We start from the raw sequence: 12022 nt of genomic DNA, 5'->3' as shown, positions 1-12022 counted from the left end.
CAAAGGACACACCGTGACCGAGCAGACCTTCGTTCTCCCCGACGTCGGAGAAGGCCTCACCGAGGCCGAGATCGTGCAATGGCGCGTCGCGCCCGGTGACACGGTCGCCGTCAACGACGTGATCGTCGAGATCGAGACGGCCAAGTCGCTCGTCGAGCTGCCCTCGCCCTACTCCGGTACGGTCGGCGAGCTGCTGGCATCCGAGGGTTCCACCGTCGAGGTCGGCGCCCCGATCATCACGATCGGATCGACGGATGCCGCCGCCGCAGCGCCCGCGGCCCCGGTCAGTGTCCCCGAGTCCAGCGACCCCGGCGGAGCGGTGCTCGTCGGTTACGGCACGGGTGGGGCGGTGTCGTCGCGGCGTCGCAAGCCCGCCGAGCGCCCCGTGAAGGCCTCTGTCGGCGTGGTCGCGAAGCCCCCGATCCGCAAGCTCGCGCGCGACCTGGGCGTCGATCTCTCGGCCGTGACGCCGAGCGGTCCCGCGGGTGAGGTGACCCGCGACGACGTGGTGAAGCACGCCGAGCAGGCGAGCGTCTTCCGCAACATCGAGACGCCCGCTTGGGGCGCGGTGCGCGAGGAGACGATCCCGGTGGCCGCTCCCGCGGCGCCCGCGCCCACGGCATCCGCCCCCGCCTCCGACGCCCGCGAGGAGTCGATCCCCGTCCGCGGCGTGCGCAAAGCGACCGCCAACGCGATGACCTCGAGCGCGTACTCGGCGCCGCACGTGTCGGTCTGGGTCGACGTCGACGCCTCGCGCACGATGGAGCTCGTCAAGCGCCTCAAGGCCTCGCCCGACTTCGCCGACGTGAAGATCTCGCCGCTGCTGATCATGGCGCGCGCCGTGATCTGGGCCCTGCGCCGCACGCCGATGATCAACGCCGCGTGGGTCGACACCGAGGACGGCGCGCAGATCTCGGTGCGCCACTACGTAAACCTCGGCATCGCCGCGGCGACCCCCCGCGGACTACTCGTGCCGAACATCAAGGACGCGCAGTCGATGAACACCCGCGAGCTGGCCAAGGCGCTCGAGACCCTCACCCTCACCGCGCGCGAGGGCAAGACGAGCCCCGCCGACCAGACCGGTGGCACGTTCACGATCACGAACATCGGTGTCTTCGGAGTGGATGCCGGGACCCCGATCATCAACCCCGGTGAGGCGGGCATCATCGCGCTCGGCGCGATCCGCCAGAAGCCGTGGGTCGTCGACGGCGAGGTGCGCCCCCGCTGGGTGACCACGGTGTCGGGCTCGTTCGATCACCGCGTGGTCGACGGCGACGGGATCTCGCGGTTCATCGCGGACGTGGCATCCGTGCTCGAGGAGCCGGCGCTGCTGCTGGACTGAGCGGGGACCGTCCTGTCGGCCCGCCGGCGACGCCCCGTCAGGTCAGATCGACGACCGGCGAATCCGCATTGTTCTTCACGGATTGAATGCCGTTCGTCGCCGCAGCTTTGGTCGTGTAGGCCTCGGAAACGGCGATGATCTCGCCATTCCCGGCTTTCAGGCGAAAGCGGAATTGGCCGTTGGGGGATTTGTACAGCTCGAATTTGCCCGCCATGTCAGCTCCTTTGCTCTACGGGACCATCATCGTCCCGCGTGCATTCCCTGACAAGAGGGCGGAGGGCTCAGGGCAGGGAAGGCCGCTTCTCGATCGGCGTGGATCGCGTGGGAATCAGCAGCGCCAGCACCAGGGCGATCGCGGCCGCCCCGATGCCCATCAGGAACGACACCTGGAACGCCTGCGAGGTCGGCACGCGGGTGTCGCCGCTGCCGGTCGACAGGGTCGCGAGCACGACGCCGACGATCGCCGCGGCCGTGCTCGTCCCGAGCGATCGCGCGAGGGCATTCAGGCCGTTCGAGGCGCCGGTCTCGCTCGGCGGCACCGCCCGCATGATGAGCATGGGCATGGCAGCGTAGCCAAAGCCGATCCCGAAGCCGATGAGGATGTTCGCCACGACGAAGTGCCACACCTCGGTCGAGAACATCAGGCTGAAGCCGTAGGCGAGGATCAGCGAGATCGACCCCGCGACCAGCAGCACCCGGGGCCCGATCGTGCGGGCGAGGGTGCCCGAGATCGGCGAGAGCACCATCATCACGAGGCCCGACGGCATGACGACGAGGCTCGCGGCGAGCAGCGACAGGCCGAGGCCGACGCCGGTCGCCACCGGCAGCTCGAGCATCTGCGGGTAGGCGACGTTCGAGGTGAACAGGGCGAAGCCCATCGCGACGGATGCCAGATTGGTGAGCAGCACGGGGCGGCGGGCCGCGACCCGAAGGTCGAGCAACGGGTTCTCGACGCGCAACTCGTACCAGCCCCACAGCAGCAGCACGGCGACACCGCCGATGGCGAGGCTCAGCGTCAGCGGCGACGTCCAGCCCCACGAGTTGCCGCGCGAGACGGCCAGCAGCACGCCGATCAGGCCGATCGCGAGGCCGACGGCGCCGAGGTAGTCGAAGCGCCCCGCGGTGCGGAGCACGCTGACGGGGACGATCCAGAGGATCAGGACGAAGACGAGCGCGCCGAGGGCACCGGCGATCCAGAACAACCAGTGCCAGTCGGTGTTCTCGGCCACGACGGCACTGATCGGCAGACCCAGGGCGCCACCGACGCCGAGCGTCGCGCTCATGAGGGCGATCGCGCTGTCGACGCGGTTCTCGTGCAGAACGTCGCGCATGATCGAGATGCCCAACGGCACCACGCCGACGACCGCCCCCTGCAGGGCGCGACCGACGATCATGCCGATGATCCCGGTCGACAGTGCGGCGACCACCGAACCGAGCATCATCACGACCAGCAGCACCAGCACGATGCGGCGCTTTCCGTACATATCGCCCAGGCGGCCGGCGATCGGGGTGATGACGGCCGCGGCCAGCAACGTCGAGGTCACGACCCAGGCGGTGTCGTCGCGCGAGGCGTTCAGCAGCTGCGGCAACTGCGACTGGATGGGCACCACGAGGGTGAACATGAACGACGAGCACAGGCCCGCGAGGGCCAGGATCGCGACGACCAGACCCTGCGGGCTGTTCCGGGACAATCTTTTACGCGCGTTCTCATCCCGTGACATCACTGTCGAGGCTACGCCTCCGCTGTGAGCCCGCGGGTCGATGAGGCGCGCGATCATCGCCGATGCCTCGGCATCCACCCAATCCATTACTCCGCGTGACAGCCCGTTACCGGCCGTAACGCCTCGAATTCCGATCCCGGATGCCGCGTGCTGACGTGGTCTCATGACCTCTCGACGCACCGCACGCCTGGCCACGATCCTCAGTGCTTCCGCCACTGCCCTGATGCTGACGCTCACCGGCTGCGCCGGCGGTGCCCAGGGCGGTGACGAGTCCCGCCTCGTGCTCGGAGCCGACGACGGCAACGAGACGCACTGGAGCGTGCTGAAGCAGAAGCTCGCCGACGAGGGCATCGACCTCGAGGTGCGCACCATCAACGACGGCGTTCAGCTCAACCAGGGCGTGCAGGACGGCGAGCTCGACGGCAACCTCTTCCAGCACCTCATCTACCTGTCGCAGTTCAACGTCGAGAACAACGGCCCGCTCGTGCCGGTCGGCGCGACCGCCGTGTACCCGCTCGCGCTGTACTCCGAGAAGTACACCGACGTGAAAGACCTGCCCGAGGGGGCGAAGGTCGCGATCCCCAACAACCCGACGAACCTCGCCCGCGGCCTGCTCAACCTGCAGACGGCGGGTCTGCTCACGCTCAAGGACGGCGGCAACGCCTTCTCGACGCCGGCCGACATCGTCACGACCAAGGTCGAGCTGCTGCCCGTCGACACCAACCAGACCGTCACCGCGCTCAAGGACGGCAGCGCCCAGGCGGCGATCGTCAACAACACGCAGGCGCAGAAGGGCGGGCTCGGCGACGAGCTCATCATCTTCAAGGAAGACCTGAACAACCCGCAGCTCGCCCCGTACATCAACGCCTTCGTCACGCGCGACGACAAGAAGGACGACCCGCGCTGGGCCAAGGTCGTCGCCGCGTACCACTCCACCGAGGTCGAGGCCGCGGTCACCGAGCTGAACCAGGGCAACCTGCAGTTCAAGACCGAGTGGACCGGCGCGCAGCTGCAGGACGAGCTGACGAGCCTCGAAGACGCCCTCAAGGCTCAGAAGGGATGACCGCGGTCATCGAGCTGCGGGGCGTCACCAAGAGCTTCCGCACCGATCGCCGCACCTCCACCACCGCCGTCGACGACGTGTCGCTCACGGTGGAGGAGGGGTCGATCGTCGGGGTGATCGGTTACTCCGGTGCCGGCAAGTCGACCCTCGTGCGGCTGCTCAACGGTCTCGAGCAGCCCACGTCCGGCACCGTCGAGGTGCTCGGAGTGAATGTGGGGGATGCCACCGAGGCGAGGCTGCGCGACCTCCGACGCCGCGTGGGCATGATCTTCCAGCAGTTCAATCTCTTCACCTCGCGGACAGTGGCGGCCAACGTCGCGTACCCGCTCAAGGTGGCGGGATGGAAGAAGGCCGACCGCGACAAGCGCGTCGCCGAGCTGCTCGACTTCGTCGGGATCGGCGATAAGGCGAAGCAGTACCCGCGGCGCCTGTCGGGCGGGCAGAAGCAGCGCGTCGGCATCGCCCGTGCGATCGCCACGGACCCTCGCATCCTGCTCGCCGACGAAGCCACCAGTGCCCTCGACCCGCAGACCACGGCCGAGGTGCTCGACCTGCTGCGCGAGATCAACCGGCGCCTGGGCATCACGATCGTCGTCATCACGCACCAGATCTCGATCGTGCACGAGCTGTGCGACCAGGTGATCGTGATGGACGGCGGCCGCGTCGTCGACAGCGGCGACACCTACCGCGTGTTCGCTCACCCGCGCGCCGAGCTCACCAAGCGCTTCGTCGCGGCGGTGACGCAGGGCGTGCCCTCGGGTGAGGCGCTGGCGGCGCTCGCCGCGGGCGGGGGAGAGCTGGTGAGCGTCGAGGTGAACGAGTTCTCGAGCGAAGACGTCTCGAACGTGTTCCATCGCCACGGTGTGCGACATTCCGTCGTCTACGGCGGGGTGACCGACGTGCTCGGGCGCCAGCTCGGCACGCTGACGTACCGCGTGCACGGGGATGATCTCGACGCCGTCGTGACTGAGCTGCGCGCCCACACCGACGTCGTCCTCCCCGCGCAGGGGGTGCGCTCGTGAACAAGTGGGACACCCTCACCCCGGTGCTGATCCAGTCGATCGGCGAGACCGTCTACATGGTCGCCGTCTCGCTGCTCATCTCGGGCGTCGCGGGCCTGGTCATCGGCGCGCTGCTGTACGCCACGCGGCCGGGCAACCTGTTCGAGAATCGCGTGGTCTTCGCCGTCGCAAACCTCGTGATCAACCTCATCCGCCCGATTCCCTTCATCATCTTCCTCACCGCCGTGGCTCCGGTCACGCGCGCGGTGACGGGGACGACCCTGGGCACGGATGCCGCGATCGTGCCGATCACGATCATGGCCACGGTCGTGATCGCCCGCGTCGTCGAACAGAACCTCGTGGCCGTCGACCCGGGCACCGTCGAGGCCGCTCGGGCCGTGGGCGCACGCCGCATCGGCGTGCTGTTCGGCGTCGTCATCCCCGAGGCGCTGGCCCCGCTGATCCTCGGCTACACGTTCATGTTCATCGCGGTCGTCGACATGTCGGCCATGGCCGGATACATCGGCGGCGGCGGCCTCGGAAACTTCGCGATCATCTACGGCTACCAGCAGTTCAACCAGCAGGCGACGTGGGTGACGGTGGCGATCATCGTCGTCATCGTGCAGGCAGGGCAGCTCATCGGCAACGCGCTCGCGCATCGCATCCTGCGTCGCTGACGCGGATCGGCTCGCGCGGCGCTCGCGCCGCGGCATCCCGTCGATTGCCCACCACGCGCCGCGTCGCCGCACGGCGAGGCGGCGCGTGGCGGACACACGACACGGGATGCCGGGACTCGGCGCGCGTATTCGTCGTCCGGCGGTCGAGGTCACGGTCGGTGGCTCTCCCGCCCTCCGCTGTGAGACCCATCGTCTCGTGCGGCGCGGTGGGGGAGCCGCGTCGGGGGCTACGACGTTCCCGTCGCAACGGCGCGATGGGAGGAAGTCGACTGCCATCGTGTGGCTTGCCGACGTCGATACACCATTTCAATCCGTTCAACACCGTTTGGTACCGTTTGATGACCCTCACGCCATTCCGCGGTTTCCCGAAGCCTCCGCTGGAGCGGTGAGGGGTGGGTGCACTCGTGTTCAGTCACCGCAGTCGATGGGTTCAGATGAGAGGTCGAACGGGATGTCTGTGAAATTGAGGTGGGGGCGGTCGTTGGCGGCCGGGGTGCTCGTGGGGGTGCTGGTGTTGACTGTTCCGACGACGGCGAGCGCAGCGCAGGTAACCAGCGTCCCGGTCGGCAAAGGGCCGTTGTCGGTGGCGGTGTCCACAGATGGGGCTGCGGCATACACCGCCAACTTCGATGACCAGACGGTGTCGCGGATTACGAACCTGACGGCGGCGACTCCGAGTGTCGTGAGCATCCCCCTCGGTGTGGGGCCCCGCTCGGTGGCGGTCTCTCCGGGCGGGGATGTGGTTTTTACGGCTAATCCCGATGCGAACACGGTGTCACGGATCACCAATCTGACGGCGGCGACGCCTACCGTGACGAGCATCGCGCTCGGCGAGAGTCCTTATTCGGTGGCTGTGTCCCCCGATGGGTCTACCGTCTACACCGCCAACGTGCGCACCAGCACTGTGTCGCGCATTACGAATCTGACTGCGGCGACTCCCACGGTCACCAGCATTGCAGTGGGTAGAGGTGTGATGTCTCTGGTGGTTTCCCCCGACGGAGCCACTGTCTATACGGCCGACGGCCGCGATAACGCGGTGTCGCGAATAACAAACCTGACTTCGGCGAACCCGACGGTGGCTCACATTCCGATCGGCTCGAGCGTCGACGCCGTGGCGGTATCCCCTGATGGGGCGACTCTGTACGCCGTCAGTCCCGCGACGTTGCATCGGATGACAAACCTGACTGCCGTGACCCCGACCGTGAGCAGCATCCCTATCGGCGTCCAGGCGACGTCGTTGGCGGTCTCACCCGACGGAACGACGGTCTACACCGCTAATCCCTTCCTCAACACGTCGACGCAAATCACGAACCCGACCAGCGCGACCCCCACCGTGACCAGCATCGGCGTCGGCCGCTACCCCCAGTCCGTCGCGGTGTCCCCGGACGGGTCCGCTTTCTACACCGCGGATTACTCGGACAATGCGGTGTCGCGGGTTTCGTTGACCGCCGCACCAGCGTTCACGGCGGCCGCGCCGCCCGCAGCAACGGCAGGATCGGCGTACTCGTACACGTTCACCGCGTCGGGGACTCCCGCCCCGACCTTCGCGGTGGCGGCGGATGACATTCTCCCCGCCGGGCTGACCCTCGATGCCACCACTGGTGAACTCTCGGGTACTCCCACCACTGCCAGGACCAGCACGTTTCGAGTCGTTGCGAAGAACTCCGTGGGTGAGGTCACGTCGGATCCGATCTCTTTCACCGTCCGTGAAAAGCCGGTGTTCACAGCGGCGGCACCGCCCGCAGCGGAGGTGAACTCGGCGTACTCGTACACGTTCACTGCGTCGGGTTTCCCTGCTCCGTCGTTCTCGGTGGCGACGGGTGACACTCTCCCTGCCGGGTTGTCGTTGGATGCCACGACGGGTGAGCTCTCGGGTACACCCGCTGCGGCCGGATCGACCACGTTCCGGGTGGTCGCAGAGAACTCTGCCGGTGAGGTGACATCGGGTCCGATCACGCTTGTCGTTCAAGAGGCGCCGGTCTTCACCGCGGCTGAGCCGCCCGTAGCGGCGGTGCGGAAGGCGTACTCGTACAGTTTCACGGCGTCCGGCACCCCGACACCGACCTACCGCGTCGAGGCGGGTGACACTCTCCCCGTTGGACTGACGTTGGACGCCACCACGGGCGAGCTCTCGGGTACACCCGCTGCGGCCGGAACGACCACGTTCCGGGTGACCGCGGAGAATTCCGCCGGGGAGGTGACATCGGATCCGATCACATTCATCGTCCAAGAGGCGCCGACCTTCATCGACGCCACGCCGCCGGCGGCGGTGGCGGGCGCGGAGTATTCGTACTTCTTCGGCGCATCGGGTTACCCCGAGCTGACATACAGCCTGGAGGCGGGAGATTCTCTCCCCGCGGGCCTCACGTTGCATCCCGCGACCGGCGAGCTCGCGGGTATCCCCACGACGGCGGGCACGAGCACGTTCCAACTTGTCGCGACGAACGCTGCAGGCAAGGTGACGTCGGACCTGATCACATTCACCGTGCAGGATGACCCGGCGTTCACGGCGGCGACTCCTCCTGCGGCGGTCGAAGGGTCGGCGTATTCGTACACGTTCGCCGCGTCCGGTGTCCCTGCACCGACCTTCAGCCTGGCGACGGGGGACGCTCTCCCGGCCGGTTTGACGTTGAACGCGACGACCGGTGAGCTTTCGGGCACACCCACCACTGCAGGGACGAGCACGTTCCGGGTGGTCGCAACCAACGCCGCGGGTTCCGACACGTCGGATCCGATCACGTTCACCGTGCAGGCGTCGCCGGTGTTCACCGCGGATGCGGCGCCGACAGCGACGGTGGGGACGGCGTACTCGTACACCTTCACTGCCACGGGCACTCCTGCTCCGACGTTCAGCCTGATGACCGGTGACGCTCTTCCTGCGGGGTTCACCTTGAACGCGAAGACGGGTGAATTGTCCGGCACGCCCACGACCGCGGGCTCGAGCACGTTCCGAATCGTTGCGGCGAACGCTGTGGGGACCGTGACCTCGGATCCGATCACGTTCGTCGTGAGGCCGGCTCCTGCCACCTCTCCGTCGCCCACGCCCTCGGCGGTAGCAGACAGCTCCGCGGTCTCGCCGGCTGCCGCACTGGCGGTCACCGGCATGGCGGGAGTATCGGTCGCCTTCGCCCTCGCGGTGATCCTCGTCGCCGCGGGCATCGTGGTCCTTTTCACCCGCCGACGTCGCCGCAAGAACAACGACCCCACGCCGTAAAAGCCCCTGTGGCAACCGGCCCCGACAGGAGGGGCCAGCCCGCGGGCTGGCCCCTCCTCCATCGTTGATGTCGAGCTCGTCAGCGTCCAGAGGCGGAGGAGCGACCGACCTATGTGAACTGACGGGTAGCGGGAGACGGCGTCTGCGGCGGCCGCTCCCAGAATCACGCGATGCGATCCCCGACGCGACGCGAGGCTGAGAACCTCGTATGCGCTACGCTCTGATTTTGAGAACGATTATCAACGGCGATACGGTTTCCGTATGAACCGTCGCTTCCTCGCCCCCGTCCTTCTCGGGACCGTCTCCGTTCTCGCGCTCGCCGGTTGCGCCGGAGGCACCGCCTCCCCCGCGTCGTCGGACTCGTCCGCAAAGATCAAGGTCGTGGCATCCACTGACGTCTACGGCTCCATCGCTCAGGCGGTCGGCGGAGACTACGTCGACGTCGCCTCGATCATCACCTCGCCCAGCCAGGACCCGCACGAGTACGAGGCGAGCGCGCAGGACCAACTGACGCTCAAGAACGCCGGCCTCGTGATCGAGAACGGCGCCGGCTACGACGCCTTCATGGAGTCGCTCATCCAGGCCAGCGGCACCACGGCCCCGGTGCTCACCGCGGTCGAGTACAACCACGACTACCCTGGCTCGAAAGAGCACTCCGACGACGCGAGCCCGGCGCCCAGCGAGAGTGCCGACGACCATGGCCACTCGGACGAAGACGGCCACGCCCACATCGAGGGCTTCAACGAGCACGTCTGGTACGACCCGCACACGGTCGAGGACCTCACCGAGGCCATCGCCGAGCAGCTCGGAACGCTCGCCCCCGAGCATGTGGCCGACTTCAACGCGAACGCCGAGGCCTTCACCCAGCAGATCGCCGGCCTCGAGGACTCCCTCGACGCGATCAAGGCGAAGGATGCCGGCAAGAAGATCTTCGTGACCGAGCCGGTGCCCGTGTACCTGACCACGGCGGCGGGCCTCGACAACGCGACGCCCAACGAGTTCAGCGAATCGGTCGAAGAGGGCCAGGACGTCCCGCCGGCGACCCTGCTCGAGTCGCTGCAGCTGCTGGACTCGGGCCAGATCGGCGTCATGATCGTCAACCCGCAGACCGGCGGCGCCGAGGTGACGCAGGTGCAGAACGAGGCGAAGGCCAAGAACATCCCCGTGATCGAGTTCACGGAAACGCTCCCCGAGGGTCAGACTTACATCTCGTGGATGCAGAGCAACATCACGGCGCTGTCCGACGCGCTGGCGGCGTGAGCGCGGCCGCACCGCTGCGCGTCCGCGGCGCCGCCCTCGAGAGGGGTGGCCGTGAGCTGTGGGCCGGGCTCGACCTCGAGGTCGAGCCCGGCGAGCTCGTCGCCGTGCTCGGCCCGAGCGGCTCGGGCAAGACGACGCTGCTGCGCGCGATTCTGGGGCTCGAGCGGTTGAGCTCCGGCTCGATCGAGGCGCTCGGAGCCCCCGTGCGCCGCGCCGGCAACCGCCGCATCGGCTACATCCCGCAGCAGCGTCCGCTCCCGCGCGAGACGCCCCTGCGCGGCCGCGACATCATCGGTCTCGGGGTGGACGGGCACCGGCTCGGCCTGCCGCTGTCGCGAAAGAAGGACCGCGCGCGCATCGACGAGTTGCTCGAGGCGGTGGGGGCCACCGCCTTCGGTGACCGGCCGGTGGGTCTGCTCTCGGGCGGAGAGCAGCAGCGCCTGCGCGTGGGCCAGGCTCTCGCGGACGACCCCGCCCTACTGCTCTGCGACGAGCCGCTCACGAGTCTCGACCTGGCCAACCAGCAGGCCGTCGTCCGACTCATCGACCGTCACCGCCGCGAGCGGGACGCGGCCGTCCTGCTGGTCACGCATGACATCAACCCGGTGCTCTCGCGCGTGGACCGCATCCTCTACATCGCCAACGGCCGCTTCACCCTCGGCACACCCGACGAGGTGCTCACGACCGAGACGCTCTCGGCCCTCTACGGCGCCCCCGTCTACGTCGTGCGCGCGGGCGGTCAACTGATCGTCGTCGGGGCGCCGGATGCCGACGAAGCCCACCACCATCACCACGACGAGGACGACGCATGAACTGGTCCGACGTCGGCAACGCCCTGTTCGGCGGGGTGAGCCAGTACGGCGCGATCCTCGAGCTCGTGCAGAACTCCGTGTACGCGGGAGCCGTGCTCGGCCTCGTCGGCGGACTCATCGGCGTCTTCGTCATGCAACGCGACATGGCCTTCGCCGTGCACGGCATCAGCGAGCTGTCGTTCGCCGGCGCCGCCGTCGCCCTGCTCGTCGGTGTCGATGTGGTCTCGGGATCGATCGTGGGCTCGCTCATCGCGGCGGCTCTCATCGGAGTGCTGGGCGCCCGCGCGCGCGATCGCAACTCGATCATCGGCGTGCTCATGCCGTTCGGTCTCGGGGTCGGCATCCTGTGCCTGTCGCTCTACAACGGACGCAGTGCCACCCGCTTCAGCCTGCTCACCGGCCAGATCGTGTCGGTGCAGAGCGAGCAGCTGGGGTGGCTCGTCGTGATCGGCGTCGCGGTGTTGGTCGCCCTGCTGCTCATCTGGCGCCCGTTGCGCTTCGACTCGCTCGACCCGCAGTCGGCCGCGGCCCGCGGCGTGCCGACCACGGCGGTGTCGCTCGCGTTCATGCTGCTGCTGGGACTCATCGTGGCGGTCGCCGTGCACATCATCGGTGCCCTGCTCGTCATGGCGCTGCTGGTGACTCCGGCCGCGGCGGCGATGCGGGTGGCATCCGGTCCGCTGTCGGTGCCGCTGCTCGCGGCGCTGTTCGGTTTCGTCTCGGCCGTGGGCGGGGTGCTCCTGGCCGTAGCCGGGACGCTGCCGGTGAGTCCGTACATCACGACCATCTCGTTCGCGATCTACCTCGCGTGTCGTCTGGTGGGTGCGCGACGCGACCGGACGACCCGCGCCCTCTGAGCCGTCCGGCCGGGGCGGGAAGGGTTCCCCCCGCCGACTTCGAGCACGCCCAGCCGATTCACCGATCCCCTCGCT

The 12022-nt window shown here is 68.2% G+C and carries 11 protein-coding genes; 8 read left to right on the top strand and 3 right to left on the bottom strand.

Translation table 11 applies throughout. The annotated features are described in order from the left end of the window. Positions 1-13 precede the first annotated feature (13 nt). Positions 14-1342, top strand: a complete 1329-nt coding sequence (locus tag NE358_RS16310; RefSeq protein WP_289940169.1) for a dihydrolipoamide acetyltransferase family protein — start codon at positions 14-16, stop codon at positions 1340-1342. Positions 1343-1379: 37 nt separating this feature from the next. Here the strand turns inward: NE358_RS16310 and NE358_RS16305 are convergent, their stop codons facing one another. Then, positions 1380-1556, bottom strand: coding sequence for a YegP family protein (locus tag NE358_RS16305; protein WP_094734354.1), 177 nt, complete (start codon positions 1554-1556; stop codon positions 1380-1382). 67 nt (positions 1557-1623) lie between these two features. Then, positions 1624-3033 (bottom strand): MFS transporter, encoded by a 1410-nt coding sequence (locus NE358_RS16300; RefSeq protein ID WP_499318082.1) that lies wholly within the window; start codon positions 3031-3033, stop codon positions 1624-1626. Positions 3034-3226: 193 nt separating this feature from the next. On the opposite strand from NE358_RS16300, the gene NE358_RS16295 reads away from it, so the two are divergent. Genes NE358_RS16295 through NE358_RS16285 form a run of 3 tightly spaced genes read left to right on the top strand, consistent with a single transcriptional unit; the run spans position 3227 to position 5804 of the window. Beyond that, positions 3227-4126 carry a MetQ/NlpA family ABC transporter substrate-binding protein gene (locus NE358_RS16295; protein WP_289940168.1) on the top strand — a complete coding sequence of 300 codons (900 nt, stop codon included), beginning with the start codon at positions 3227-3229 and terminating at the stop codon, positions 4124-4126. Next, positions 4123-5148, top strand: a complete 1026-nt coding sequence (locus NE358_RS16290) for a methionine ABC transporter ATP-binding protein (RefSeq protein ID WP_103207708.1) — start codon at positions 4123-4125, stop codon at positions 5146-5148. Before NE358_RS16295 ends, NE358_RS16290 begins: the two co-directional genes overlap by 4 nt. Beyond that, the gene (locus NE358_RS16285) at positions 5145-5804 is read left to right on the top strand and encodes a methionine ABC transporter permease (RefSeq protein ID WP_103207710.1); all 660 of its coding nucleotides are present in this window, start codon (positions 5145-5147) and stop codon (positions 5802-5804) included. Before NE358_RS16290 ends, NE358_RS16285 begins: the two co-directional genes overlap by 4 nt. Positions 5805-6212: 408 nt before the next feature. Here the strand turns inward: NE358_RS16285 and NE358_RS16280 are convergent, their stop codons facing one another. Further along, a complete protein-coding gene (locus tag NE358_RS16280; protein ID WP_289940167.1) occupies positions 6213-6494 on the bottom strand; it encodes a hypothetical protein in 282 nt (93 codons plus the stop codon). Between NE358_RS16280 and NE358_RS16275 the strand changes: the two genes are divergently transcribed. The 4 genes from NE358_RS16275 to NE358_RS16260 all read left to right on the top strand — a co-directional run bounded on the left by NE358_RS16275 (position 6487) and on the right by NE358_RS16260 (position 11947). Then, positions 6487-9018 (top strand): putative Ig domain-containing protein, encoded by a 2532-nt coding sequence (locus NE358_RS16275; protein WP_289940166.1) that lies wholly within the window; start codon positions 6487-6489, stop codon positions 9016-9018. The genes NE358_RS16280 and NE358_RS16275 overlap by 8 nt on opposite strands. Before the next feature lie 261 nt (positions 9019-9279). Further along, on the top strand, positions 9280-10278 hold the full coding sequence (locus NE358_RS16270; protein ID WP_267788645.1) for a metal ABC transporter solute-binding protein, Zn/Mn family: 999 nt from the start codon (positions 9280-9282) through the stop codon (positions 10276-10278). Next, positions 10275-11090, top strand: a complete 816-nt coding sequence (locus NE358_RS16265) for a metal ABC transporter ATP-binding protein (protein ID WP_141378000.1) — start codon at positions 10275-10277, stop codon at positions 11088-11090. Before NE358_RS16270 ends, NE358_RS16265 begins: the two co-directional genes overlap by 4 nt. Beyond that, positions 11087-11947: a metal ABC transporter permease gene (locus tag NE358_RS16260; protein ID WP_141378002.1), complete on the top strand. Its 861-nt coding sequence runs from the start codon at positions 11087-11089 to the stop codon at positions 11945-11947. Before NE358_RS16265 ends, NE358_RS16260 begins: the two co-directional genes overlap by 4 nt. Positions 11948-12022: the final 75 nt, after the last annotated feature.

It is taken from the genome of Sphingomonas sp. G5 (assembly GCF_052660795.1).
Note: the sequence above shows the minus strand (reverse complement) of the source record. Positions and strands in the feature narration are given on the sequence as shown.

Bases quoted from the DNA above. Each gene is read 5' to 3' on its own strand.
- NE358_RS16270 (WP_267788645.1), top strand. From the start codon at position 9,280: ATGAACCGTCGCTTCCTCGCCCCCGTCCTTCTCGGGACCGTCTCCGTT.
- NE358_RS16295 (WP_289940168.1), top strand. From the start codon at position 3,227: ATGACCTCTCGACGCACCGCACGCCTGGCCACGATCCTCAGTGCTTCC.
- NE358_RS16260 (WP_141378002.1), top strand. From the start codon at position 11,087: ATGAACTGGTCCGACGTCGGCAACGCCCTGTTCGGCGGGGTGAGCCAG.
- NE358_RS16290 (WP_103207708.1), top strand. From the start codon at position 4,123: ATGACCGCGGTCATCGAGCTGCGGGGCGTCACCAAGAGCTTCCGCACC.
- NE358_RS16305 (WP_094734354.1), bottom strand. From the start codon at position 1,556: ATGGCGGGCAAATTCGAGCTGTACAAATCCCCCAACGGCCAATTCCGC.
- NE358_RS16280 (WP_289940167.1), bottom strand. From the start codon at position 6,494: ATGCTCACGACACTCGGAGTCGCCGCCGTCAGGTTCGTAATCCGCGAC.